At 74.2% G+C, this 24,076-nt stretch carries 22 protein-coding genes and 1 tRNA gene; 13 read left to right on the top strand and 10 right to left on the bottom strand.

Annotated features, from left to right (window positions below; genetic code table 11):
- Positions 1–34: 34 nt before the first annotated feature.
- Together ACN6LM_RS25650 and ACN6LM_RS25645 are read right to left on the bottom strand one after the other, a co-directional pair.
- Positions 35–715, bottom strand: a complete 681-nt coding sequence (locus ACN6LM_RS25650) for an ABC transporter ATP-binding protein (RefSeq protein ID WP_445067748.1) — start codon at positions 713–715, stop codon at positions 35–37.
- Entirely contained in the window at positions 712–1,785 is a 1,074-nt protein-coding gene (locus tag ACN6LM_RS25645) for an ABC transporter permease (RefSeq protein WP_445067747.1), read from the bottom strand. Before ACN6LM_RS25645 ends, ACN6LM_RS25650 begins: the two co-directional genes overlap by 4 nt.
- A 110-nt stretch (positions 1,786–1,895) precedes the next feature.
- Between ACN6LM_RS25645 and ACN6LM_RS25640 the strand changes: the two genes are divergently transcribed.
- Positions 1,896–3,098 (top strand): sensor histidine kinase, encoded by a 1,203-nt coding sequence (locus tag ACN6LM_RS25640; RefSeq protein WP_445067746.1) that lies wholly within the window; start codon positions 1,896–1,898, stop codon positions 3,096–3,098.
- Complete coding sequence (locus tag ACN6LM_RS25635) at positions 3,095–3,730, top strand: response regulator (RefSeq protein WP_445067745.1); 636 nt, start codon at positions 3,095–3,097, stop codon at positions 3,728–3,730. The genes ACN6LM_RS25640 and ACN6LM_RS25635 overlap by 4 nt, the downstream gene beginning before the upstream one ends.
- A gap of 20 nt (positions 3,731–3,750) precedes the next feature.
- On the opposite strand, the gene ACN6LM_RS25630 is transcribed toward ACN6LM_RS25635, so the two are convergent.
- Positions 3,751–4,065: a DUF5955 family protein gene (locus ACN6LM_RS25630; RefSeq protein ID WP_425809767.1), complete on the bottom strand. Its 315-nt coding sequence runs from the start codon at positions 4,063–4,065 to the stop codon at positions 3,751–3,753.
- A gap of 185 nt (positions 4,066–4,250) precedes the next feature.
- Between ACN6LM_RS25630 and ACN6LM_RS25625 the strand changes: the two genes are divergently transcribed.
- Positions 4,251–4,844, top strand: a complete 594-nt coding sequence (locus ACN6LM_RS25625; RefSeq protein WP_445067744.1) for a nucleotidyltransferase family protein — start codon at positions 4,251–4,253, stop codon at positions 4,842–4,844.
- Between the two features lie 232 nt (positions 4,845–5,076).
- Positions 5,077–6,696 carry a malate synthase A gene (gene aceB, locus ACN6LM_RS25620; RefSeq protein WP_445067743.1) on the top strand — a complete coding sequence of 540 codons (1,620 nt, stop codon included), beginning with the start codon at positions 5,077–5,079 and terminating at the stop codon, positions 6,694–6,696.
- A 65-nt stretch (positions 6,697–6,761) separates the two neighbouring features.
- Here aceB and ACN6LM_RS25615 read toward each other — a convergent pair whose 3' ends face one another.
- The 4 genes from ACN6LM_RS25615 to ACN6LM_RS25600 form a co-directional block, all read right to left on the bottom strand.
- A complete protein-coding gene (locus ACN6LM_RS25615; RefSeq protein WP_445067742.1) occupies positions 6,762–7,658 on the bottom strand; it encodes a sucrase ferredoxin in 897 nt (298 codons plus the stop codon).
- Between the two features lie 16 nt (positions 7,659–7,674).
- Positions 7,675–8,886, bottom strand: coding sequence for a cupin domain-containing protein (locus ACN6LM_RS25610; RefSeq protein ID WP_445067741.1), 1,212 nt, complete (start codon positions 8,884–8,886; stop codon positions 7,675–7,677).
- Entirely contained in the window at positions 8,883–9,227 is a 345-nt protein-coding gene (locus ACN6LM_RS25605; RefSeq protein WP_445067740.1) for a BatC protein, read from the bottom strand. The genes ACN6LM_RS25610 and ACN6LM_RS25605 overlap by 4 nt, the downstream gene beginning before the upstream one ends.
- A 149-nt stretch (positions 9,228–9,376) precedes the next feature.
- Positions 9,377–11,665, bottom strand: coding sequence for a glycosyl hydrolase family 18 protein (locus ACN6LM_RS25600; RefSeq protein WP_445067739.1), 2,289 nt, complete (start codon positions 11,663–11,665; stop codon positions 9,377–9,379).
- A 212-nt stretch (positions 11,666–11,877) separates the two neighbouring features.
- Here ACN6LM_RS25600 and ACN6LM_RS25595 point away from each other — a divergent pair.
- From ACN6LM_RS25595 to ACN6LM_RS25575, 5 genes are all read left to right on the top strand, one after another.
- Positions 11,878–11,953 (top strand) — tRNA-Cys (locus ACN6LM_RS25595).
- Positions 11,954–11,979: 26 nt separating this feature from the next.
- Positions 11,980–13,116, top strand: a complete 1,137-nt coding sequence (locus tag ACN6LM_RS25590) for a gala protein (protein ID WP_445067738.1) — start codon at positions 11,980–11,982, stop codon at positions 13,114–13,116.
- A complete protein-coding gene (locus ACN6LM_RS25585) occupies positions 13,113–14,849 on the top strand; it encodes an ankyrin repeat domain-containing protein (protein WP_445067737.1) in 1,737 nt (578 codons plus the stop codon). The genes ACN6LM_RS25590 and ACN6LM_RS25585 overlap by 4 nt, the downstream gene beginning before the upstream one ends.
- Positions 14,846–16,060, top strand: coding sequence for a sigma 54-interacting transcriptional regulator (locus ACN6LM_RS25580; protein WP_445067736.1), 1,215 nt, complete (start codon positions 14,846–14,848; stop codon positions 16,058–16,060). Before ACN6LM_RS25585 ends, ACN6LM_RS25580 begins: the two co-directional genes overlap by 4 nt.
- Before the next feature lie 4 nt (positions 16,061–16,064).
- Positions 16,065–17,252 carry a vWA domain-containing protein gene (locus ACN6LM_RS25575; protein WP_445067735.1) on the top strand — a complete coding sequence of 396 codons (1,188 nt, stop codon included), beginning with the start codon at positions 16,065–16,067 and terminating at the stop codon, positions 17,250–17,252.
- Positions 17,253–17,259: 7 nt separating this feature from the next.
- On the opposite strand, the gene ACN6LM_RS25570 is transcribed toward ACN6LM_RS25575, so the two are convergent.
- Positions 17,260–18,264, bottom strand: coding sequence for a fibronectin type III domain-containing protein (locus tag ACN6LM_RS25570; protein ID WP_445067734.1), 1,005 nt, complete (start codon positions 18,262–18,264; stop codon positions 17,260–17,262).
- Positions 18,265–18,410: 146 nt separating this feature from the next.
- Here ACN6LM_RS25570 and ACN6LM_RS25565 point away from each other — a divergent pair, with 146 nt between their 5' ends.
- Together ACN6LM_RS25565 and ACN6LM_RS25560 are read left to right on the top strand one after the other, a co-directional pair.
- The gene (locus ACN6LM_RS25565) at positions 18,411–19,472 is read left to right on the top strand and encodes an amidohydrolase family protein (RefSeq protein ID WP_445067733.1); all 1,062 of its coding nucleotides are present in this window, start codon (positions 18,411–18,413) and stop codon (positions 19,470–19,472) included.
- Positions 19,473–19,509: 37 nt separating this feature from the next.
- A complete protein-coding gene (locus tag ACN6LM_RS25560; protein ID WP_445067732.1) occupies positions 19,510–20,091 on the top strand; it encodes a TIGR03086 family metal-binding protein in 582 nt (193 codons plus the stop codon).
- A gap of 48 nt (positions 20,092–20,139) precedes the next feature.
- Here ACN6LM_RS25560 and ACN6LM_RS25555 read toward each other — a convergent pair whose 3' ends face one another.
- Entirely contained in the window at positions 20,140–20,823 is a 684-nt protein-coding gene (locus ACN6LM_RS25555; protein ID WP_445067731.1) for an alpha/beta fold hydrolase, read from the bottom strand.
- 60 nt (positions 20,824–20,883) lie between these two features.
- Between ACN6LM_RS25555 and ACN6LM_RS25550 the strand changes: the two genes are divergently transcribed.
- Both ACN6LM_RS25550 and ACN6LM_RS25545 read left to right on the top strand, forming a co-directional pair.
- Positions 20,884–21,714 (top strand): chitosanase, encoded by an 831-nt coding sequence (locus tag ACN6LM_RS25550; RefSeq protein ID WP_445067730.1) that lies wholly within the window; start codon positions 20,884–20,886, stop codon positions 21,712–21,714.
- Between the two features lie 44 nt (positions 21,715–21,758).
- On the top strand, positions 21,759–22,484 hold the full coding sequence (locus ACN6LM_RS25545) for a chitosanase (protein ID WP_445067729.1): 726 nt from the start codon (positions 21,759–21,761) through the stop codon (positions 22,482–22,484).
- 57 nt (positions 22,485–22,541) lie between these two features.
- On the opposite strand, the gene ACN6LM_RS25540 is transcribed toward ACN6LM_RS25545, so the two are convergent.
- Positions 22,542–23,990 carry a nucleobase:cation symporter-2 family protein gene (locus tag ACN6LM_RS25540; RefSeq protein WP_445067728.1) on the bottom strand — a complete coding sequence of 483 codons (1,449 nt, stop codon included), beginning with the start codon at positions 23,988–23,990 and terminating at the stop codon, positions 22,542–22,544.
- Positions 23,991–24,076: the final 86 nt, after the last annotated feature.

The raw sequence follows: 24,076 nt of genomic DNA, 5'->3' as shown, positions 1-24,076 counted from the left end.
CCCGGACCTCCGAGAGGTCCGGGCCCGCCGCGTTTCAGGCCGGCGCCGGGACCGTGAGGCGGCCGTCCAGCATCGTGACCGTCCGGTCCACGCGGTCCAGGTGGGTGCGGTCGTGCGTGACCAGAACCGTCGCCGTGGACCGCTGCCGGGTCAGCGTCACCAGCAGGTCCAGGACGGCCGCGCCGCGCTCGTGGTCGAGGGCGCTGGTCGGCTCGTCCACGAGGAGCAGGGCCGGGTCGTTCATCAGGGCCCGGGCGATGTTGATCCGCTGGCGCTGTCCGCCGGAGAGCTGGTGGGGCCTGCGGCCGGCCTGCCCGGCGAGGCCGACCGCGTCGAGCAGGCCGAGTGCCCGGGTCCGGGCGGTCCCGGCCCGGCCGCCCGAGAGGTGCGTCATGACCTGGAGCTGCTCGACGGCGGTGAGGGACGGGAGCAGGTTGGGCTGCTGGAAGACGATGCCGACGCGCTCCCGGCGCAGCGCCGCCTTCTCCGCGCGCCCGAGCCCCGTGGTGTCCGTACCGGCGACGACGACCGCGCCGTCGTCCGGGGCGACCAGGGTCGCGGCCACCGCGAGGAGGCTGGACTTGCCGGAGCCGGACGGGCCGACGACGGCGGTGAGGGTGCCGGCGGGCACGTCGAGCGCGACGCGGTCCAGCGCGGTGAGGCGCCCGTCGCCGTCCGGGTAGGTGAGGGTGACATTGGTGAGCGTGAGGGTCATCGGGCACTCCCGAGCGCGGTGAGCGGGTCGACGGCGGTGATCCGCCGGATGGACAGGGCGGCCCCGGCCGCGCCGAGGGCGATCATCACGGCGGCCGGGACGAGGACCGTCGCCGCGTCCAGGACGAACGGCACGGACCCGCCGGAGACCAGGGCGCCGGTGCCGGAGGCGAGGGCCGTGCCCAGACCCGTACCGAGGGCGAGCATCACGACGGCCTGTCCGAGCGCGTCCCGCAGCAGATAGGGGGTGGAGGCGCCCAGCGCCTTGAGCACGGCGACGTCACCGCTGCGCTGGATCGTCCAGACGGTGAAGAACGCGCCGATGACCAGGGCCGAGATGGCGAAGAGGAAGCCGCGCATCAGCTGGAGGGAGCCGTTCTCGGCCTGGTAGGAGCCGATGGCGGTCAGGGAGTCGTCCAGCGAGAGCGTGCGGGTGCCCGCCGCCCGGTCGCCGGCGGCCGGATCCGCGCCGCCGCCGGTGGTCAGAGCGATCACGGTGGCGCGCCCTTCCTCCTTTCCCGACCGCCGCCAGTCGGCGAGGTCGGTCCACACGACCGGGGTGTGGCTGTACGAGGCGTCGCCCGCGACGGCGGCCACGGTGGCCTCCGTCCCGCCGAGGGTCAGCCGGTCGCCGGGGCGCACGCCCAGCTCGTCGGCGCCGCCGCGCGAGAGCACCACCTCGCCGGGGCCGACCCGGGCGGGCGCCAGGCCGCTGCCGGGCTCGACGCCGAACGCGGAGACGGCGGCGGTGCGTTCCCCCGTACCGGCGGTGGCGTTCAGGGTGCGGATGCCGAGCGGGTGCGCGGACTCCACGCCGGGCTGCCGGGCCCATGCGCGTACGGCGTCCTCGCCGACGGACGAGTCGGTGAAGGACACCGACCGGCCGTCCGGCGGGGCGGCGAACGCGAGGTGGTCGGCGTCCAGGCCGGTGACGGCCGAGGTGTTCTCCCGGGCCAGCCCGGCGGTCAGGCCGGACAGCAGGCCCACGAGCAGGGTGATCAGCACGATCACCGTGCCCATGAGCGCGAACCGGCCCTTGGCGAACCGTAGGTCTCTCCATGCGACGAACATGGATCCAGCGTCGTTTCCCCCCGCTCCGGAAACATCGCCCCCGGGCTGGTGACGACATCAACCTTTCGGTTGACCGGCCCGGGGCGGCCCGCGCCTACGCTGGATCCATCATGGAAACGCGTGTCCACCCCCCGGTCGCCGCCGCGCTGCGGCTGTGTCTGCACGGGCTGCTGCTCGGCCTGCTGACGCTCGCCGCCGTCAAGGCCGTCGCCGACGGCGGCCCGCACCCCGGCGCCGTGACGGCGGTCGCCGCCGCGCTGGCGGCGGTGTACGTGGCGGGCGCGGCGGCCCCGTCCGTGCAGCCGGGGACCCGGGCGGGCGCGGGGTGGCTGGCGGTGCTCGGGGTGCTGTGGGCGGCGCTGCTGGTGCTGTCACCGGACGCGCTGTGGGTGGCCTTCCCGCTCTACTTCCTCCAGCTGCATCTGCTGCCGACGCGCTGGGGCCTGCCCGCCGTGGCGGTGACGGCGGTCGCCGCCATCGCGAGCTTCCTGCTGCACGGGCAGGCGGTCACGCCCGGCACGTTCATCGGTCCGCTGCTCGGCGCGGCCGTCGCCGTCGCCACGGTCCTCGGTTACGAGGCGCTGTTCCGGGAGAGCGAACGGCGCCGCGAGCTCATCGATGAGCTGGTCGCGACCCGTGCGGAGCTGGCCGAGGCCGAGCGCGCCGCCGGGACTCTCGCGGAGCGGGAGCGGCTGGCCCGGGAGATCCACGACACCCTCGCGCAGGGCCTGTCCTCCATCCAGTTGCTGCTGCGCGCCGCCGAACGCGCGCTGCCCGGGGACGCCCCGGCCGCCGCCCATGTGCACCGGGCGCGCGAGGCGGCGCAGGACAACCTGGCCGAGGCGCGCCGCTTCGTCCGCGCGCTGACCCCGCCGGACCTGGCGAACGGGTCTCTGACGGCGGCCCTGGAACGGCTGTCCGCACGCTCCACGACGCCCGCGCTCACGGTGCGGTTCGCGGTCAGCGGCTCACCGGTGGAGCTGCCGACGCCGTACGAGGTGGCGTTGCTGAGGACCGCCCAGTCGGCGCTGGCCAACACGGTGCGGCACGCCGGGGCGGGACGGGCCGAGATCACGCTGAGCTTCATGGACACCTCGGTGTCGCTGGACGTGGTGGACGACGGACGCGGCTTCGCGCAGGACGCCCCGGCGGCCGGCGCCACGGAGTCCGGCGGCTTCGGGCTGCCCGCGATGCGCTCCCGGGCCCGGTCGCTCGGCGGCACCCTGAGCGTCGAGTCGGCGCCCGGCCAGGGCACCGCCGTCGCGCTGACCCTGCCGCTGCCGGTGGGCCGGGCCGGGCGGGAGGCGGCATGAGCACGACGCCCGTCCGGCTGCTGCTCGCCGACGACCATCCGGTGGTACGGGCGGGGCTGCGGGCCGTCCTGGACACCGAGCCGGACTTCCGGGTCGTCGCGGAGGCCGCCACCGCCGAGGAAGCGGTCGCCCGGGCGGCGGCGGGCGGGCTGGACGTGGTGCTGATGGACCTCCAGTTCGGCTCCGGGATGCACGGCTCGCAGGCGACCGCCGCGATCACGGCGGCGCCGGACGCGCCCCGGGTGCTGATCCTGACGACGTACGACAGCGACGCGGACATCCTGGCGGCGGTCGAGGCGGGGGCGGCGGGCTATCTGCTGAAGGACGCGCCGCCCGAGGAGCTGGCGGCGGCGGTCCGTACGGCGGCGGCCGGGCGTTCGGCGCTGGCCCCGGCCGTCGCGCACCGGCTGATGGACCGCATGCGCACCCCTGCCCAGGCGCTCACCAAGCGCGAGCTCGAGGTGTTGCGGCTGGTCGGCGAGGGCCTGTCGAACGCGGAGATCAGCAAGCGGCTGTTCCTCAGCCAGGCGACCGTGAAGTCCCACCTGGTGCACATCTACGCCAAGCTGGGGGTCGACTCGCGCACGGCCGCCGTGGCGGCGGCGACGGCCCGCAGGCTCATCCGCCGCTGACCACGGCCTGCGCTGCCCGGTCAGCGCTGCGGCGGCTCGCCGAAGAGGTCGACGGCGACCCGGACGTCCCGCAGGGCCGCGGCCAGCGCGCTGACCGAGCCGATCGCCCCCGCGATCAGCAGCAGCGAGCGGCGCAGCCGGGGAATCTCGGGCGCACCGCTGCGCGCCATCGCGTCCAGCGCCGCGAGCTCGTCCTCGGCGATGGCGCGGTCGGGGAACCGTCCTGGGTGGCCGGCCAGGGCCCGCCGGAGCCGGGAGACCGCCGTACGGAGCTCCACCACTCTGGGGTCCTCACCGCTGCCGGTCACCCGCTCCTGCCCGACGCTCTTCAACAAAGCTCCCCCTCGCACGTCCTTGTGCCGGTGTCGTTCCCGCCGATCCCCGGACCGTGGTCAAGTGTCCCGGGGTGCGGGCAAGTTAACGCCATAAAAGGTGCCGGGCGCCACTCCGCGTGCGTAACACACGCCATAGAGGTACGAGGCGGTGGGCGGGAGCGGCCGCCGTGCGGTATCCAGGCGGCATGACACACGCACAGATCGCCGGACTGCTGCTCGCCGCGGGCGGGGGCCGCCGGCTCGGCGGACGCCCGAAAGCCCTGCTGGGACACCGTGGCGGACTGCTCGTCGAACACGCGGTGCGCACGCTGCGCGCGGGCGGCTGCGGCCCGGTCCACGTGGTGCTCGGCGCCTCGGCCGACGAGGTCGCCGCCCGGGCGGAGCTGGACGGCTGCGCCGTGAGCGTCAACCCGGAGTGGACCGAGGGCATGGGCTCCTCGCTGCGGACGGGGCTGGACGCGCTCGCGGGGACGGGCGCGGACGCGGCGCTCGTCCTGCTGGTCGACCAGCCGGGCATCGGGGCGGAGGCGGTGGCCCGGGTGGGTGCGGCGTACCGGGACCGGACGAGCCTGGCGGCGGCCTCGTACGCGGGGGAACGCGGGCATCCGGTGCTGTTCGGGGCGGACCGGTGGGCGGACATCGCGGCGGGCGCGGTGGGCAACCAGGGGGCGCGGGCCTATCTGCGGGCGCACCGGGAGGCGTTGACGCTCGTGGAATGCGGCGATGTGGCACAGGCGTACGACATCGACACTCCGGGGGACCTTTCGCACCTGGAGTGAACGCCCTGGCACGCTGCGCCGACACCCCGGCTGTTCTGTCGACCCGAAGAATCTCGACATCAACAAACCATTGAACTTCCACCATGAGGAAACTACTATCCACTGATCAGAAGCCCTCTGCACCTCAGACGGCGGCCACAGCCGTATCCCGGAGCCCTGGCACGCCGTGCCGAATCGGGCGGCCCGGCGGCCGTGACGCCGTCCGCACCGCCCGCTGAAGGAGTGACAGCTCATGTCCGCACCAGCGCCGTCCTCGCTGGCCATCGTCGATGCCGAGCCCCTGCCCCGGCAGGACGAGGTCCTCACCCCCGCGGCCCTCGCGTTCGTGGCCGAGCTGCACCGCCGGTTCACGCCCCGGCGGAACGAGCTGCTCGCCCGCCGCGGTGAGCGCCGTGCCGAGATCGCCCGCACCTCCACGCTGGACTTCCTGCCGGAGACCGCGGCGATCCGTGCGGACGACTCCTGGAAGGTCGCGCCGGCCCCGGCCGCGCTGAACGACCGCCGGGTGGAGATCACCGGTCCGACCGACCGCAAGATGACCATCAACGCCCTGAACTCGGGCGCGAAGGTCTGGCTCGCCGACTTCGAGGACGCCTCGGCCCCCACGTGGGAGAACGTCGTCCTCGGCCAGCTCAACCTGATGGACGCGTACAACCGCTCCATCGACTTCACCGACCCGAAGTCCGGCAAGGCGTACGCGCTGAAGCCGGCCGGAGAACTGGCGACCGTCGTCACCCGCCCGCGCGGCTGGCACCTGGACGAGCGCCACCTCCAGCTCGACGGCACCCCCGTGCCCGGCGCGCTGGTCGACTTCGGCCTGTACTTCTTCCACAACGCCCAGCGCCTGATCGACCTCGGCAAGGGTCCGTACTTCTACCTGCCGAAGACGGAGTCGCACCTGGAGGCCCGCCTCTGGAACGACATCTTCGTCTTCGCGCAGGACGAACTGGGCATCCCGCAGGGCACCGTCCGCGCCACGGTCCTGATCGAGACGATCACCGCCGCGTACGAGATGGAGGAGATCCTCTACGAGCTGCGCGACCACGCCTCCGGGCTGAACGCGGGCCGCTGGGACTACCTGTTCTCCATCGTCAAGAACTTCCGCGACGGCGGCGCCAAGTTCGTCCTGCCGGACCGCAACGCGGTGACGATGACCGCCCCCTTCATGCGGGCGTACACCGAACTCCTCGTCCGCACCTGCCACAAGCGCGGCGCGCACGCGATCGGCGGCATGGCGGCCTTCATCCCGTCCCGCCGGGACGCCGAGGTCAACAAGGTCGCGTTCGAGAAGGTCAAGGCCGACAAGGACCGCGAGGCGAACGACGGCTTCGACGGCTCCTGGGTCGCCCACCCGGACCTCGTCCCGATCGCCATGGCCTCCTTCGACGCGGTCCTCGGCGAGAAGCCGAACCAGAAGGAGCGCCTGCGCGAGGACGTCTCGGTGGCGGCCGGCGACCTGATCGCCATCGACACCCTGCACGCCAAGCCCACGTACGACGGTCTGCGCAACGCCGTCGCCGTCGGCATCCGTTACATCGAGGCGTGGCTGCGCGGCATGGGCGCGGTCGCCATCTTCAACCTGATGGAGGACGCGGCCACCGCCGAGATCTCGCGCTCGCAGATCTGGCAGTGGATCAACGCGGACGTGGTCTTCGAGAACGGCGAGCACGCCACGGCGGACCTGGCCCGCAAGGTCGCCGCCGAGGAACTGGCCGCGATCCGCGAGGAGATCGGCGAGGAGACCTTCGCCGCCGGCCAGTGGCAGGAGGCCCACGACCTGCTCCTCCAGGTCTCCCTGGACCAGGACTACGCGGACTTCCTCACCCTGCCCGCCTACGAGCGGCTGCGCTGACGGTCCGTACCGCTTCCCGAAGCCCCGCACCCTGGTGTACGCCACCGGGGGCGGGGCCTCCGCGTTCAGCCGGTCCGGATCGACGTGACCTCGTGGAGCATGGCCGCGCTCGTGGCCGGGCCGTTGCAGGTCAGTTGGTGCGGTGGGGCGCGGTGGGCGGTGATCTCCACGTCGTACGCGGTCGCGTGGGGCGGGGGCCCGGTGACGCGGATCAGCCAGTGCGGGCCGGAGCGGGTGGTGCCGGTGACCGTGTAGTCGTGGCGGCCCGCCGGCCCGTACCGAGCGAGCACCGCCGCGACCGCCGCCTGCTGGGCCGGGACGAGGTCGGTGTACCCGCGCAGGTGCGGGGCGTGGACGCGCCCGGCGAGGTGCTGCTCGACCACGGCGACGGACGAGGCGGCGTCCAGGCCGCCGTAGTACACCCCGTCCGGCGCGACGAGCACATTGGCGGCGAACCGGTCGCCGCCCACGTGGGTGCACTCCCATACGAGGCCCGGCCACCGCTCGGCCAGCGCACGGGCCGCCGGGCGTCCGCGCAGCGCGCAGCAGGTGTCGTGCCGGCCGTGCGCGCAGACGAGGACGACCGGCGGGTGGCCGAGGTCTCCGGGCGCGCCGAGCGCGGCGGCGGCGAGCGCCAGGTCCTCCTCGCGCTCCCAGGTCCCCCACCGCTGGCGGTGCGCGCCGGTGGCGTCGAACCACAGGACGGCCCAGCACCGGGGGCCCGCGTCCTCGGGGCGGCGGCCGTGGCGGCGGATCAGCAGGATGCGGGCGCGCACCGCCCGGGCGGCCTCGTAGAGCAGGGACTTGGTCACCGGTTCGAGCGCCAGGCCGTCGTAGCCGTTGGCCGGCCAGGGCGCGTGGTGCTCCACGAGCACCCACACCAGGCCGTACGGGGCGGTGCCCGGCAGCGCGTCGCCGCGGGCCCGGGCGGCGTCGGCGCAGAAGAAGCGTTCCGCTGTCACCGGAGGCGTTCCGCGCTCACCGGGCGGCCGGGACGAGGACACCGGCGCGCAGCAGCCTCCCCGCGCAGGCGAGGCCGAGATCGCCGGCGGTGCGCACCTCTCCGGCCAGCAGGCGGGCCAGGGCCGGCAGGTCCGCCGCCGGGAAGTCCAGCCGGCCGACCCGGGTGACCAGGCGGCAGCCCTCCAGCCGGGCCTCCAGCGCGTCCCGGAGGCGGACCGGGGTGCCGGGGCCGAGGCGGTCGACGGCGGCGAGCTGGGCGAGCGGGCCGAGCGGTGCGGGGCGGGCCTGGGCGCGCCGGGTGCGGTGGAAGTCCGGGGCGGGATCGGCGCCGGCGAGGGCCGCGAGGAGGCGTTCGCGTACCGGAGCGGCCTCGCCGTCCGGGCCGGCCACGCCGAGCGGGAGGGAACCGCGCATCCAGGGATCCTCGCGCAGCTCCGCGAGCGCGGCGCGCATCAGCTGTTCAGCCAGGGCGTACCGGGTCCAGGTGTGGACGCCGAGCGTCAGGTGGACCGCGACCTCGCCCTGCGCCTCGGCGGCGTGCAGCCAGCCGCGCGGCAGGTAGAGGACGTCGCCCGGCCCGAGCACGGTGTCGAGGTGCGGTTCGCCCCCGGCGGCCTCGGCGACGGCGCCGCGGTGGTCGGTCCAGGGCTGGTCGCGCAGCGGGTCGGGGTGCACGGGGCGGTGGACGATCCAGCGCTTGGCGCCCTCGATCTGGAGGACGAAGACGTCGTGGACGTCGTAGTGCGCGTCGAAGCCGCGGTTCTGCGGCGGGGTGACATAGGCGTTGGCCTGCACCGGGTGGCCCAGTTCGGCGGCGAGAGCGGCGGTGAGGTCGCCGACGGGGGCCCAGGTGCGCTGGAGCGCTTGCAGGACGAGGGTCGCGCCGTCGGCGAACTCCCGCCACAGCGCGGTGTCGTCGGCCTGGTCACCGATCGTGGCGCCGACCCCGGCGGGCGAGGTGAACGAGGCACCGGGCAGCGTGGCGCCGTTCTTGGCGACGCGGAGGAACGGCGTACGCAGTCCGCGCCGCGAGACGAGTTCGTCCACGGCCGCGGCCGAGAAGAGGTCGGAGAAGTCACCGGCCCGGCGGGTGAGCAGGGCCTCGCGGCCCCAGAAGTCGCGGGCGAACGCGGCCCGGTCCGTGCCGGGCGTCAGATGCGACTCCAGGACCCCGGGGGCCGCGCTCGCGGCCCGGGGGTCCTGGGTACCGGCAGGGGTTGTGCTCAAGAACGGTCCGCGCCGCCGTCGGCCCCGCCGTCCCGGACGCCGGGCGTGCCCGCCGCGCCGCCGTCCGCCGGCCCCTCGGCGCCACCGTCCGCGCCGCCGTCATGGACGCCCGGCGTACCGGACGCGCCACCGTCCGCGGGGCCCTCGGCCCCACCGTCCGCCCCTCCGTCAGCACCGCCGTCCGCGCCGCCGTCATGGACGCCCGGCGTACCGGACGCGCCGCCGTCCGCGGGGCCCTCGGCCCCACCGTCGGCGCCGCCGTCGTGGACGCCGGGCGTGCCCGCCGCGCCACCGTCCGCGGGGCCTTCCTGCTGGTTCGGGTCCTGATCGGGGCTGGTCATGGTTCCTCCCGCGCGTCGAACGGCTGGGGCCGGGCCCCGTAACGGGGCGCCCGGTGGTGCGGCACGGGGGTGGCACGGGGGCCCCCCCGCGCCCAGCCTACCGCTATGGGCGGTAAGTCTCGATTTGAGAGAAATGAACCCGTGACGGGCTATTTCAGCCCGTTGTCCAGGGCGCCCATCAGCGTGCCCTGGGTGGTGTCGCCCGACATCTCCCAGACCATGACGCCGAGCAGCCCCTTGTCCTTGACGTAGTCCGTCTTCTTGCCGATGGACCAGGTGTCGTCGAAGGACCACCACTGGCTGCCGGTGTAGCCGTACGTGGAGATGGACTGTTCGTCGTGGCGGACCGCCATCGTCGGGTAGGCGCCGATGAGGTTCGAGTAGCCCCGGGTACCGGCCTCCTCGGCGAACTGCCCGGGGGCGGCCCCGCCCGCCGGCTGCCACTCGCCCGCGACGCCGCCGTCGGTGACGCCCTGCCAGCCCCGGCCGTAGAACGGGATGCCGAGGGTCAGCTTGCGGGGTTCGACGCCCGCGTCGGTGTACGCCTTGATGGCGCTGTCCGCGCTGAAGTGGAAGCCGTACGGGTCCTGGGCGTCGTTGTAGAGGTTGGCCTGGTGGCCGGTGCGGTTCGGTTCCCAGGAGTTGTCGCTGCCGGAGCCGTGGAAGTCGTAGCCCTGGACGTTGGCGACGTCCAGCGAGTCGAAGACCTTGGACAGGTCCCAGCCCTCGTCGATCTTCTGCGGGTCGGCGGGGGTGAAGGCGGTGAGGAGCCGGTGGCCGCCGCCCAGCGCGTCGAGCTGCTTGCGGAACTCGGCGAGCAGCAGGGTGAGGTTGCCCTTGTCGTCCGGCGAGTAGTGGTTGCCGGGGTGCCCGGTGCCGGTGCCCGGCCACTCCCAGTCGATGTCGAAGCCGTCGAAGATGCCGGCCGCGCTGCCCGGGCCGCCCGCGCCGTTGTACTCGGGCAGGTTGCCCTTGATGTACATGTCGATGCAGGAGGCGACGAACTTCTTGCGGGCGGCGTCGGTGGCTGCGACGTCGGAGAAGTACTTGGAGTACGTCCAGCCGCCGAGCGAGACCACGATCTTCAGGTCGGGGTGCAGCTTCTTCAGCTTCTTGAGCTGGTTGAAGTTGCCGCGCAGCTTGCCCCAGCCGTCGTCCGCGACGCCGTCCACGGACTGGGCGGCGCTGAACGGGCGGGCGTAGTCGGCGTCCGCGTCGCCCGCGCCGGTGCCCTGCTCGGGGTCCTGGGGGTCGGCGGTCGTGCCCTTGGTGACGCCGTTGAGGCAGGTGAGGTTGTTGGGGTCGATGTTGGCGAAGGCGTAGTTGACGATGTCGAGTCTGTCGGCGGCGCCGGAGGTCTCCAGGTTCTTGACGAAGTACTGGCGGCCGTAGATGCCCCACTGGACGAAGTAGCCGACCTTCGCGTACTTCCCGGCGCCGACGATGTCGTCGGTCTTCACGGTGAGGGCGGTGCTCGCCGGGGAGGCGTTGTCGGCGGCGTCGCGGGCCTTCACGGTGAAGGTGTACGAGGTGGAGGGCGACAGGCCGCCGACCGTCGCGGTGGTCGTGGTGCCGGAGACCGTGGTGGCCAGGGCGGAGCCACGGTAGATGTCGTACGCGGCGACCCGCTGGTTGTCCGTCGCGGCGTTCCAGGCCAGCGTCACGGACGAGGAGTCGGTGGCGGTGGCGCGCAGGGCGCCGGGGGCCGTCGGGGGCGAGGTGTCGGTGGCCGGGTCGACGGTCGTGACGGTCAGCGGGGCGCTCCCGGCGGAGACGTTGCCGCGGGTGTCCTTCGCCCGGACGGTGAAGGCGTAGGCGGTGGCCGGGGTCAGGCCGGTGACGGTGGCGGAGGTGGCCGCGGTGGCGGAACCGACGACCTTGCCGCCCGCCAGGATGTCGTACGAGGCCACGGGGAAGTCGCCCGCGGTGGCGGCCGTCCAGGACAGCGACGCGGTGCGGGCGGTGACATCGGTCTGCTTCAGCCCGCCGGGAACGCCCGGGGGCACGTCGGCGGAGCCGTCGCACTTGTCGCCGTTGATCCGGCACCCGGTCGGCGCGGTGATCGGGCCGGTGGCGACGAACCAGAAGCTGTACGGCTCGGTGCTGCTGTGCGCGGCGACCGTGCCGTTGTAGTGCGCGTTGACGGCGGTGATGTGCCTGCCCTGGGTGGTGGTGGCGCCGTTGTACGAGGACTGGATCGCGACCCCGGCGGGCAGGTCGAACTCCAGGCTCCAGCCGGTGACGGCGGTGTCCGTGTCATTGCGCAGGACGTAGGTGCCCTTCCACCAGGGGCCGTTGTCGGCGGAGGTGAAGGTCGCCGTGAGCTTGCCCGCCGCGTGCGCGGGGACGGCCTGCAGGGACAGGAGCGCGAGGAGGAGGCCGAGGACGGCGAGGAGCGCGGTCGCCGTTCTCCGTCTGAGTGACATGTGCTCGAACATGGTTTCTCCCTTACGGCAGGGACCGGTGAGGCGGTCCTCGGGGAGGTGCGGATGTCGTGCCATGGAGCACACGGGAAGGTAATTGGTCTGGACCAAGTCGTCAATAGGTACAGACCACTTGCAGTGCGCGCGCCCTCCGACCACCGGCGCCCGCGCACTCATTGGCGCAGGTGTGCGAATTGATCGCCGCCCCGGATAGGATCTTCGACGGCAAGGCTGTAGCGCAGAGGTCGTCGCGCCCTAGCAGCAAGCTGGAGGACGTCGGTTCGAATCCGACCGGTCTTGCCACCTTTTCGTAGACGCGGGGGTAAGAGATGTCGCAGCCGATGCCGGTGCGCTGCCCGGCCATTGACCATCCGGACCTGCCCCTCGCCGATCCGACGTCACTGGGGCCGCTGCTCGACCGGCTGGCGGCGGCGGAACCCGTCGGTGCCGACGAGGCGTTCCCGCTGGGCGCGCTGCGCGCCGACGGGCGCGTCGATCTCTGCAAGCAGGGGCTCGGCGCGGCCGGCGCCGCCCGGGTCATGCCCGCCGCCGCCCGCTCCCCGCATGCCGCCCACGTACTGCTCGGCACCAACTCCCTCGGCGACGAGGGTGCTTCGGCCGTGGCCGCGGCGACGGCCGTCTCGGGCCACGGGCTGCGCACCCTCTACCTGGGCTGCAACCGCATCGGCGCCGAAGGGGCCGCCGCCCTCGCCTCCGCCCTGGCCGACGACGCCACCGTCCGGGCCCTCTGGCTCAAGCGCAACCCCCTCGGCGACGCGGGCGTCCGCGCCCTGGTCCCGATGCTGCGCCGCAACACCGCCCTGCGCACCCTCGACCTGGTCAACACCGGGGTCACGGCCGACGGACTCGCCGCCCTGCTGGACGTCCTGAGCACCCGTCCGCGCCCCGTCGAGCGGCTCTTCCTCGGCGGCAACGGGCTGGGCGCCGACGCCGCGCCGCTGCTGGCCCGGCTGATCCTGGACGCGGGGGTGCGGGAGCTGTACCTGTCGTCCAACCACCTCGGCGACGAGGGCGCCGCCGTCCTCGCGGGCGCCGCCGACCCGTCCCGCCCGATCCGGCTCGGGCTGGGCGGCAACGGCATCGGTCCCGGGGGAGCCCGCGCCCTGGCCGGCGCGCTCGACGGGATCGAGGCGCTGGACCTGGGCCGGCCGCCCTCGGAACGCAGCCTGGGCGCCCCGCCCAACGCCACCGGGGACCTCGGGGCGCACGCGCTGGCCGAGGCGCTGCCGGGCAGTCCGCTGCGCCGCCTCGAACTCAGCCACACCGGGCTGACCGGGCGTGGCGCGAAGACCCTGCTCGCCGCCGTCGCCCCCGGGTCCCGGCTGGAGTACGTGGGTCTGGGCCCCGGGCTGCCGCGCCGGGTGAAGCGCTCCTTCGCGACGCTGCTGCGTCCGGACGGCGGGGCCCACCCCGATCTGCGCGCGGTCAGGAGCCTGTACCGATGAGCCTGCGGGACGTCCGGCTGTTCCTGTCCTCGCAGGAGGCGTCCACTTGGCGCCAGGTCCGCCGTTACGCCGTGCCGCGCTCCGTGATCGAGGAGTCGGCCGCGCTGCGGGAGGCCGGCGACTGGCGCGGGGCCTGCGCGGCAGCCGGCTTCGACGTGCGCCTCGACCCGGACCAGGTCGCCGCCCGGTACGGCACCGAGGTCGCCGAAGCCCTCCTCGCCGACCTCCGGGACCTGGCACCGGACCTGCTGCGCTGGCACCTGCCCCGCATCCTCGCGGGCCGCTCGACCCTGGCCACCGAACGGACCGTTCTCCTCGCGGGCTACGGCTCCGCGCCGAACGCCTGGCTCCACGTGTCCACCCCGCCCATGGTCGACGGCCCCCAGCGCGTCCCGCTCCGCTTCGGCCCCCCGCGGCGCCGGGCCACGGCCGGCCTCACCGACGACTGGCGGTCGCTCGGGCACCTGTGGCGCGCGAGCCGGGCGGACGAACTGCGCGCACGGGCCGGCGGCACGGACCGCCTGCCGTTCCTCGCGGCCGACGGCTCACCGCTTCCGGTGGACCGGCTGCCGTACGACGACCCGGGCGCGGGCGACGAGGTGGCCCGCGCCGAGTGGCTGAATCTGCTGCACCACGAGGGCCGCGTCGCGGAGGCGCTGGCCGCGGCCGGGATCGAGTGGGACCCGGAGCCCCCGCAGCTGCCCTCGTACTACCGGACCGCCCCGGCGAAGATCGTGGCCGGTCTCGCGCTGGACGTGCCCCGGCTGGAGGCGGAGGTGCGCCGGTTCGCCGCGCTCGGCACGGCGGAACGGTTCCAGATCGGCCACGACTGGCGGGCCCGCGTCCTGCTCGACTTCACCGGACCCGGCCTCGGCGGCCGGCTGCGGATCAAGGTCGTCAACCGCGACGCCGCCACGGGCGCGGCCTTCCTTCCCGAGGCGCTCTGGCGCAGGCTGCCCGACCTGGACCTGCTCAGCGACGGCGTCCTGACCCCGGCGGACCTGCATCCGCTGGTGGTCCGATCGCTCTTCCCGGACCACCGGGGGCCGTCCGGTCCGCCCGGGGTCGCCCCGCCCGCGCCGGTGCGGGTGCGCTGCCGGGGCGACTGGCACGAGGTCCGCTTCCGGGACGGGACGCTGGACTCCCCGCACACCGCGCAGGAACGGCAGCGCGAGAGCGCCCTGCGCGCGTTCGGCGGGGCGGTCACCGGCTGCTTCGCCGTCGAGCACGCCTGCCGCACCGGGACGGGCCGGCTGCCCAGGGCGCTGGCCGCCCAGCGGCGCGACCTCTTCCTGCGCGCCCAGCACGGCGACACGGCGGGGGTCCTGGCGCTGCTGGACGCGGGCATCGACCCGCGCATCCGGGACGGCGGCAAGCACACGCTGCTCCACGTCCTGCCCCTGCTCGACCACACCGTGCTGCTCCCCCGGCTGCTGGCGGCCGGCCTCGACCTGGAGGCCAGGGACCACCGCCAACGCACCCCGCTGAGCATCGCCGTCTCGGGGCGCGGCACGGCGGAGCTCGTCCAGGACCTGCTGGAAGCGGGCGCCCGGACCGACGTGAGCGACCAGACCGAACTCTCGCTGGAACAGATGATCCGCAAGTACCGGCGGACCGATCTGAGGTTCCTCGCGGAACGGGTGCTGAAGGACCACCCGGACGCCGGCGCGGAGTGGTGGGACGAGTGGAACGAGGACGAGGACTACGAGGACGAGGAAGGTGAGGACGCGTGAGCACCGTGCCCCCCGGCGTCCCCGCACAGGCGCCGCCGCATCCCCTGGACGCGGCCGACGCGCTCGACCGGCGGCTGCGCGCCACCCGGACCGAGACGGTCGCCGATCCCCAGCTCGAAGCGCTGGCCCTGGCGGTGACGGCCAATCAGCCGGTGCTGCTCTGGGGCGAGCCGGGGATCGGGAAGTCGGCGGGGCTCGAACAGCTCGCGGCGGGCCTCGGCCTGGACCTGGAGACCGTCATCGCCAGCGTGCACGAGCCGTCCGACTTCGCGGGGCTTCCCGTCGTCGGTGACGACCCGGCCACGACCGGGGTGCCGATGGCGCCGCCGGACTGGGCCGTCCGGCTCGCCCGCAAGGGCCAGGGGCTGCTGTTCTTCGACGAGCTGTCCTCCGCTCCCCCGGCCGTGCAGGCCGCCCTGCTGCGCGTCGTCCTGGAGCGCCGGGTGGGCAGCCTGAAGCTCCCCGCCGCCGTGCGCATCGTCGCGGCGGCCAATCCGCCGTCGAGCGCGGCGGACGGCTGGCACCTGAGCGCTCCGCTCGCCAACCGCTTCGTGCACCTGCGCTGGACGCACGACCCGCGCACCGTGGCACGCGGCATGGCCGGCACCTGGCCCGAGGCGCCCGTCCCCGTGGTCGATCCCGCCCGGACCGCCGGTGCGGTGGCCCGGGCCCGGGGCGCGGTCTCCGGATTCCTCACCGCGCGCCCGGGTCTGGTGCACCACCTCCCGGCCGACGCGGAGGGCCGGGGCGGAGCCTGGCCGTCGCCCCGGACCTGGGACATGGCGCTGCGGCTGCTCGCCACCGGCTACGCGACCGGCACCGGCCGGGACGCCGTCGCCGCCGCCCTGGCGGGGGCCGTCGGGGACGGGGCGGGCATCGAGCTCCTGTCGTACCTGGAGAACCTGGACCTGCCCGACCCGGACCGGGTGCTGGCCGATCCGGACGCCTTCGCGCTGCCCGAGCGCGGCGACCGGCAACTCGCGTTCCTGATCGCGGTGGTGGCCGCGGTCCAGGCCGAGCCGACCCGGCCCCGCTGGGAGGCGGGCTGGGCGGTGCTGGCGAAGGCCGTCGCGGCGGGCGTCCCGGATGTGGCGGCGCGGGCGGCGGTGGACCTGGCGTCGATGCGGCAGCCCGACTGGCCGGTGCCGGAGGGCATCGACGCCTTCCTGGAACTCCTCCAGCTCTCCGGCGCGCTGCCGGGGAGCGGCTGACGCCATGCCCGTACCCGCGCGGCTCCCGCTGGACCACACCAAGCTGCTGGCGGCGCGCTACCGGGCGGCGAGCGACCGGCCGTACCTCGCCACCGCGCTGTACGCGTTGTCGGTGGTGGAGAGCGACCGGGTGCCGACCATGGGCGTGGACCGGCACTGGCGGTGCTATGTGTCGCCCGCCTTCGTGGCGCGGACGCCGGTGGCCGAGCTGGCCGGGGTGTGGGTGCACGAGGTCGCCCATCTGCTGCGCGACCACCACGGCCGTGCGGCCCGGCTACCGGCGGCCGACCAGCGCGACGCGCACCGGGTCAACGTCGCCCAGGACTGCGAGATCAACGACGACCTGATCAGCGACGGACTGGCGCTGCCGGAAGGGCGGGTGGAGCCGGGGCTCTTCGGGCTGCCGGCCGGTCAGCTCTTCGAGACGTACCTGCCCGCGCTGCCGCCGGGGCCGCCGCCGCACAACTGCGGTTCGGGTGCGCACGGCCGCCCCGAGCCGTGGGAGCTGCCCGGTGCGGAGGGACCGCCCCCGCTGGGCACGACGGAGGCGGAGGCGCTGCGGAGGCGTACGGCCGAGTCGATGCGGGCCCACCAGCGCACCCGGGGCACCCTTCCGGCGGGCTGGCGGCGGTGGGCCGAAGAGGTCCTGGAACCGGTCGTGGACTGGCGGCAGGCGCTCGCCGGTGCGGTACGGGAGGCGGCGGCCTGGGCGTCCGGGGCGGTGGACTACACCTACCGCCGCCCGTCCCGGCGCAGCGCGGCCCTGCGCGGCGTCGTCCTGCCGACGCTGCGCCGCCCGCTGCCCCGGGTGGCCGTCGTGGTCGACACCTCGGGCTCGATGGGCGACGACGAACTGGCGGCCGCGCTGGGCGAGGTCACCGGGGTGCTCCGGGAGGTGGGCATCCGGGGCAACCGGGTCTCGGTGCTGGCCTGCGACGCCGATGTGCACGCCGTCTCGCGGGTGACCTCCGCCGACCAGGTCGCGCTGGGCGGGGGCGGCGGCACCGACATGCGGGTGGGCATCGCCAGGGCCCTGGCCGCCCCGGAGCGCCCCGGCATCGTGGTGGTCCTCACCGACGGGTACACCCCGTGGCCCGACGAGCCGCCCTCGTCCCGGATCGTCGCCGCGCTGATCGGAACGGACTCCCCGCAGCCGCCGTCGTGGATCGAGACGGTCCGGGTCCCCCTCTGACGCGGCCTCACCGGCCGAGCACCACCGTGAGCGGGTCCGAGAAGTCGCCCCACTTGCCGTCGGGCAACTGGGCACGCAGCGTGATCGCGTGACTGGTGCCGCGCGGTTCGGTGGTCGTGTACTGGTAGGTCGCCCGTGCGGTGGGCGGTTCGTCGCCCCAGGCGATGGTGGTGGTCATCTTGCCGTCCAGGTACAGCTGGTACGTGCGGATCTCGCCGTACGCCCTGGGCGGTGCCCACTCCAGGTCGACGGCGTACTCCTTGCCCTGGACCTTGGTCCTGGCCCGCAGGCGGGTGGGTGCGGTGCTCGCCGGGGCGCCGGGGGCCGACGCGGTGGTGAGGTGGAAGGCGTTGCTGTCGGGCGAGGAGGTGTTCGCGGCGTCGCGGGCCCGCACGGTGAAGGTGTAGGCCGTGCCGGGGCGCAGCCCGGTCAGCCGTGCCGTGGTTCCCGTGCCCGGCACGGTGTGGATGCGGGTGCCCTCCTGGTAGACGTCGTACGCGGTGACGCCGACGTCGTCCGTGGAGCCGCCCCAGGAGAGGGTGGCGGCCCGGCTGCCGTCGGCCTTGCCGCGCAGCTTCACCGGCCGGGTGGGCGGCCCGTGGTCGGCAGGCGTGGGGGCGGGGGTGGTGACGCGGACGGCCGCGCTGGGCGCGGAGAGGTTGCCGGCGGCGTCGCGGGCGCGGACGGTGAAGCTGTACGCGGTCGACGCGGTGAGCCCCTCCACGTCGATCATCACCTTGGACGCGGGAACGGCCTTGACCTTCTTGCCCTCCCGGTAGACCTCGTAGCCGGTGACGGCCGTGTCGTCGGTGGCGGCCTTCCACATCACGTGCGCGGAGGTGGCGCTGCTCGCCTGCACCGTGACCCCGCGCGGTGCGGTGGGCCTGCTGGTGTCCCCGTGGTCCTCGGAACCGGAACCGGAACCGGAGCCGGAGCCGCAGGCGGTGGCGAGTGCGGCGAGGAGCAGGGCGGCGGCGCAAGCCGGCGCGCGACGCGTGTGAGGGGATCGCACGGTGGTGCCTTCCGTCCGGAAGCAATGGTCCAGACCTGTATCGCATGCGTCGGCCCCCGCAGACAAGAGCCCGGAGCCGAACCTTCCGCAATGTGCCGGTGTGCCCTGCCCGTTGGGCAGTCGGGCGCCTGACGTACCGTCGGAGGATGCTGTGCGTGCGAGGTGTGGTGCTGCCGGAACGCGAGGAACGCGCCTTCTGGATCGAGGGCGGGGTGCTGCGCGAAGGTGCGCCGCCGGGCGGTTTCGCGGGGCGGCACGCCGAGACCGTGGTCGACGGCGGCTGGCTGCTGCCCGGGCTGGTCGACGTACACACGCACCCCGGCGCCACCGGCACGAGCGAGCCCTTCAGCGAGGAGCTGCTGCGTGAACAGTTGCGCGCGCACCGCGACGCCGGGGTCCTCGCCGTCCGCACACCGGGCACGGCCGCGCGGATGCCGGCCTGGGTGGACGACGATCCGGAGCTGCCCCGGGTCACCTCGGCGGGCCGGTGGCTGGCCACCCCCGGGCGGTTCTTCCCCGGCTTCGGCCGGGACGTGAGCGAGGCGGAGCTCGTCCGGGCCGCCGTGGAGGAGTCCGCCGCCTCGTCCGGCTGGTGCAAGGTCGTCGGGGACTGGCGGCTGGACGAGCCCGCGGTGCCGCTCTCCCTGCTCACCGAGGTGGTGACCGCCGTCCACGCGGCGGGCGGCAAGGTCGCGGTGCACTGCCAGACCGCCGAGGGCAGCCGCAACGCGGTCCTCGCGGGGGCGGACAGCCTGGAGCACGGCATGCATCTGGACCCCGGGCTGCTGGACCGGATGGCGGCGCAGGGCACGGCGTTCGTCCCGACGCTGGCGGCGTTCGCCAGGGGCGTGGACGCGATGAGGGCGCGGGAGCCCAGCGTGCGCCGCGATCTGTGGCTGTCCGGCTGGGAGGGCATGTCCGGCAACGTCCGGGCCGCCCACGAAGCGGGCGTCACGGTGCTGGCCGGCACCGATTCGTTCCCCTGCGGGACCGTCGCGAGCGAGGCGTCCCGGCTGCTCCGGGCCGGGCTGCCGGCCGAGGCGGCGCTCGGCGCGGCGTCCTGGACGGCCCGGGCCTGGCTCGGCCTGCCGGGTCTGGTGGACGGGGCGCCGGCCGACCTCGTCGCTTACGACAAGGACCCGACCGCCGATCCGGCGGTGCTCGACCACCCCAGCCGGATCGTTCTGCGGGGACACGTGGTGCGCTGACCGATGAGTGAGCGGCGGTCCGGCAGTCTGCACTGGTATGGACACACAACCGCTCGACCTCGGACCGGCCGCGCGCCGGATCACCGCACAGCTCGACGCCGTGGACGACGGCGCGCTGGGGGCCACGACCCCGTGCCCCGGTGTGACCGTGGGCGCCCTGCTCGCCCATATCGAGGGCCTGGCCGTCGCCTTCCGCGACGCCGCCCGCAAGGAGCCGGGACCGGCCACCGACTCGGCGCCCTCCGTGGAGACCGGCGTCCTCGCGTCCGGCTGGCGCACCACGCTGCCCGCGGCGCTCGACGGGATGGTGGACGCCTGGCGCGCCCCCGACGCCTGGGAGGGCATGACCAGGGCGGGTGGCGTGGACCTGCCCGGCCAGGTCGCGGGGATGGTCGCGCTCAACGAGCTGGTGCTGCACGGCTGGGACCTCGCGAAGGCGACCGGGCAGCCCTTCGACGCCGACGAGGCCCACCTGCGCAACACGCTCGCCCTGCTGGCCGACCCGGGAGACGGGCCCTCCCCGTTCGGGCCGCCGGTACCGGTCGCGGACGACGCGCCGCTGCTGGACCGGGCGGTGGCCAGGGGCGGGCGGCGGCCGGACTGGCAGCCCGGAGCCTGAGGGAGCCGAGGGCGCGCTCCCTCGGCGCCCGCGCCGGAGCGTGCCCTCTCAGCTCGTGAAGAACTCCGTGATCCGCTGCGCCGTCTGCTCCGGATCGGCCTCGTGCGGACGGTGCCCGCCGCCGACCGTGACCAGGTGGCAGTCGGGGATCATCGACGCCATGTCCTGGAGGCGCCCCTGCGGCATCGTGCTCGCCGGTCCGCCCGCCAGCATCAGTGTCGGCGCGACGATCTCGCCGAGGCCCCGCGCCCACTCCGGATCCGGGTCCGCCAGCTCGCCGTTGACCGACGCGAGCACCGCCTCGTCGTAGTCGGCGGGCCCGTCCGGCTCGACGGCCGGGCCCGCCGCCCCGGGAAACGGCGGCGGGGTCTCCACCAGCACCAGCCGCTCCACCCGGTCCGGGTGCTCCTGGGCGAGGAGGTGGGCGACGACCCCGCCCATACCGTGGCCGACCACACCGGCCCGGTCCAGTTCGCACTCGTCCAGGAACCCGAGCACGTCGTCGCGCATCAGCTCCAGGTCGTACGCGTCGGGCCAGTCGCTCTCCCCGTGGCCGCGCAGGTCGATTCCGTACACCCGCCACTCCCGCCCCAGCAGGCTCCCGGCCGCTTCCCAGCTCGCCGCGCTCGCGCCGAGATCGTGCAGCAGCACGACGGGGGACCCGAACGGGTCGCCCCAGCTCCGGTACGCCAGCCGCACGTCGCCGACATCCACCACAGACTGATCATCCATGCCCCCGACGCTACCGCCGAATGCGCCGGGAACACGCCTCTGGCCTGGCAGGCTGGAACGGTGAAGCTCACCCCGCGCGTCCTGGTCACCCCGCTCGCCGCCCTCCTGCTGTCCGCCACCACGCTCTCCGGCTGCGCCCAGGCCGGGGATTCGTCCGGCAAGGGCCGGGCGGACGGGCTCGCGGCCCCGGCGAAGAAGGACATCGCCATGCGGCTCGTCTCCAGCGCGGAGAACTCCACGCTGGACTGGAAGTCGCAGTACGGCTACATCGAGGACATCGGCGACGGCCGCGGCTACACGGGCGGCATCATCGGCTTCTGCTCCGGCACCGGCGACATGCTCCGGGTCGTGGAGCGGTACACGGAGTCCCGGCCGGGCAACGCGCTGGCACGGTTCCTGCCCGCGCTCCGCAAGGTCAAGGGCAGCGACGCGCACACCGGGCTCGGCTCCCCGTTCACCCGGGCCTGGGCCGAGGCGGCGCGCGACACGAGGTTCCGGGAGGCGCAGGACGCCGAGCGGGACGCCTCGTACTTCGATCCGGCGGTGCGCCGGGCGAAGCAGGACGGGCTGGGCACGCTGGGCCAGTTCGTCTACTACGACGCGTATGTGATGCACGGTGAGGCCGACGCGGACGGCACCACCGGTTTCCGTACGATCCGGATCCAGGCGCTCGACGCGGCCAGGACCCCCGCCGACGGCGGTGACGAGACCGCGTATCTCGACGCCTTCCTCGACGCCCGCGTCGACGCGATCCGCGAGGAGCCCTCGCACAGCGACACCAGCCGGGTCGAGACCGCGCAACGCGTATTTCTGGACAAGGGCAACCTGGATCTGGACCCGCCGCTGGCCTGGAAGGTGTACGGGGACAGCTACGAGATCAAAAGCCCGTAGCCTGGGGCCCGTCGCTCAACTCGCCCGTTCCGAAGGAGTGCAAGGTGCCCGCCAAGGCCTCGGCCGGTCTCGACGATCCGGCGAAGAAGGACATCGCCATGCAACTGGTCTCCAGCGCGGAGAACTCCACGCAGGACTGGAAGGCGCAGTACGGGTACATCGAGGACATCGGCGACGGCCGCGGCTACACCGCGGGGATCATCGGCTTCTGCTCGGGCACCGGCGACATGCTCGGCCTGGTGGAGCTGTACACGCGGCGCAAGCCGGACAACGTACTGGCCCGGTATCTCCCGGCCCTGCGCGAGGTGGACGGCGGCGACTCGCACGACGGGCTCGACCCTGGCTTCCAGGACGCCTGGGAGACGGCCGCCCGGGATCCGGACTTCCAGCAGGCGCAGGACGACGAGCGCGACCGGGTGTACTTCGACCCGGCCGTCAGCCGGGGCAGGGGCGACGGCCTGGGCACGCTCGGCCAGTTCGCGTACTACGACGCCCTCGTGATGCACGGCGAGGGCGACGACAGCGCCGGCTTCGGAGCCATCCGGCAGCGGGCCCTGGCCCGGGCGGAGCCGCCGGCCCGGGGCGGTGACGAGGTGGCCTACCTCGACGCCTTCCTGGACGAGCGGGTCCGGGCCATGGAGCAGGAGGAGGCCCACTCGGACACCAGCCGGGTGGACGACGCCCAGCGGGTCTTCCTGCGGAACGGCAATCTGGACCTGGACCCGCCGCTCGACTGGCAGGTGTACGGGGACAGTTACCACATCGGCTGAACCGGCGGTGGCGCGTACGGCCAACCCCCGTACGCGCCATGGTCCGCTGACTGTACGTCAGTGGGCGGCCACCTCCATCGCCTTCACCGGGTCGTGGCCGCCGGGCGCGGTGCCCGCCTCCGGATCCGGCTTCCTGCCGAGGTGGTTGAAGGCCAGGTTGAGGACGATCGCCACGACGCAGCCGGTGGAGATGCCCGAGTCGAGGACGACCAGGAGGTCCTTCGGGAAGGCGTGGTAGAAGTCGGGCGCCGCGATCGGTATCAGCCCGACCCCGACGGCCGCCGCGACGATCAGCGCGTTCTCGCCCTTCTCCAGCGCGGCGCCGGCCAGGGTCTGGATGCCGCTCGCGGCGACCGAGCCGAACAGGACGATGCCCGCGCCGCCGAGGACCGGCAGCGGCACCAGCGCGATGACGGACGCGGCCACCGGGACCAGGCCGAGCAGGATCAGGATGCCGCCGCCGGCCGCGACCACGAAGCGGCTGCGCACCTTGGTCATCGCGACCAGGCCGATGTTCTGCGCGAACGCGCTGCACATGAAGCCGTTGAACAGCGGGCTGATGGCGCTGCCCAGGGTGTCGGCGCGGAGGCCGCCCTCGATGGTCCGTTCGTCGGCGGGGCGGTCGACGATCTTGCCGAGGGCCAGCATGTCCGCCGTGGACTCGGTCATGCAGACCAGCATCACGATGCTCATCGAGACGATCGCGGCGACCTCGAACTGCGGGGCGCCGAAGTGGAACGGGGTGGGGAAGCCGATCGCGTCGGCGTTCTTGATGGCGCCGAAGTCGGTGATGCCGACCGGGATCGCGATGAGCGTGCCGATGATCAGCCCGATCAGTATGGCGATCTGCTGGAGGAAGCCGCGCAGGAGTTTGCGCAGGGCCAGCACGACGAGGAGGGTGACCGCCGCCATGGTGATGTTGGTGGTGGACCCGTAGTCGCGGGCGGTCGCGTTGCCGCCCTGGGACCAGTTGAAGGCGACCGGCAGCAGCGAGACGCCGATCAGGGTGATGACCGTGCCGGTGACCACGGGCGGGAAGAAGCGGACCAGTTTGCAGAAGTAGGGGGCGAGGACGAAGCCGAGGAGGCTCGCGACGATGATCGCGCCGAAGATGACGGCGATCCCGTCGTGCCCCCGGTCCTTGCCGATCGCCACCATCGGGGTCACCCCGGCGAACGAGACGCCGTTGACGAACGGCAGTCTGGCGCCTATCCGCCAGAAGCCGAGCGTCTGGAGCAGGGTGGCTATGCCCGCGGTGAACAGGCTCGCCCCCATCAGGAACGCGGTCTCCTTGGGACTGAGGCCCACGGCGGGCCCCACGATCATGGGCGGGGCCACCACACCCGCGTACATCGCGGCCACGTGCTGGAGGCCGCTGGTGAACATCTTCAGCGGGGGAAGCGTCTCGTCGACCGGATGCTTCCGGTCGGACGGGGCCGTCTCCGGCGCGCCGTCGGGGTGGGGGGTCGCACTTGCGTCGTCGCGAAACCTGGGCGTAGCTGCCACGGCGGTTCCTCCGGTCGGTTACACGTCGGCGGTGACGTGGGGTTCAGGGAGGTGGTGCCGGGGCCGGTCCGCCGGACCGGCCCCGT

The sequence above is a fragment of the Streptomyces sp. SAS_281 genome (assembly GCF_052542855.1).
This window is presented reverse-complemented; position numbering and strand designations above follow the sequence as displayed.

What these genes read in the sequence shown, in the direction of transcription:
- ACN6LM_RS25650 (WP_445067748.1), bottom strand. Translation starts at nt 715, where the DNA reads ATGACCCTCACGCTCACCAATGTCACCCTCACCTACCCGGACGGCGAC.
- ACN6LM_RS25645 (WP_445067747.1), bottom strand. Translation starts at nt 1,785, where the DNA reads ATGTTCGTCGCATGGAGAGACCTACGGTTCGCCAAGGGCCGGTTCGCG.
- ACN6LM_RS25640 (WP_445067746.1), top strand. Translation starts at nt 1,896, where the DNA reads ATGGAAACGCGTGTCCACCCCCCGGTCGCCGCCGCGCTGCGGCTGTGT.
- ACN6LM_RS25635 (WP_445067745.1), top strand. Translation starts at nt 3,095, where the DNA reads ATGAGCACGACGCCCGTCCGGCTGCTGCTCGCCGACGACCATCCGGTG.
- ACN6LM_RS25625 (WP_445067744.1), top strand. Translation starts at nt 4,251, where the DNA reads ATGACACACGCACAGATCGCCGGACTGCTGCTCGCCGCGGGCGGGGGC.
- aceB (WP_445067743.1), top strand. Translation starts at nt 5,077, where the DNA reads ATGTCCGCACCAGCGCCGTCCTCGCTGGCCATCGTCGATGCCGAGCCC.
- ACN6LM_RS25605 (WP_445067740.1), bottom strand. Translation starts at nt 9,227, where the DNA reads ATGACCAGCCCCGATCAGGACCCGAACCAGCAGGAAGGCCCCGCGGAC.
- ACN6LM_RS25600 (WP_445067739.1), bottom strand. Translation starts at nt 11,665, where the DNA reads ATGTTCGAGCACATGTCACTCAGACGGAGAACGGCGACCGCGCTCCTC.
- ACN6LM_RS25590 (WP_445067738.1), top strand. Translation starts at nt 11,980, where the DNA reads ATGTCGCAGCCGATGCCGGTGCGCTGCCCGGCCATTGACCATCCGGAC.
- ACN6LM_RS25585 (WP_445067737.1), top strand. Translation starts at nt 13,113, where the DNA reads ATGAGCCTGCGGGACGTCCGGCTGTTCCTGTCCTCGCAGGAGGCGTCC.
- ACN6LM_RS25575 (WP_445067735.1), top strand. Translation starts at nt 16,065, where the DNA reads ATGCCCGTACCCGCGCGGCTCCCGCTGGACCACACCAAGCTGCTGGCG.
- ACN6LM_RS25565 (WP_445067733.1), top strand. Translation starts at nt 18,411, where the DNA reads ATGCTGTGCGTGCGAGGTGTGGTGCTGCCGGAACGCGAGGAACGCGCC.
- ACN6LM_RS25560 (WP_445067732.1), top strand. Translation starts at nt 19,510, where the DNA reads ATGGACACACAACCGCTCGACCTCGGACCGGCCGCGCGCCGGATCACC.
- ACN6LM_RS25555 (WP_445067731.1), bottom strand. Translation starts at nt 20,823, where the DNA reads ATGGATGATCAGTCTGTGGTGGATGTCGGCGACGTGCGGCTGGCGTAC.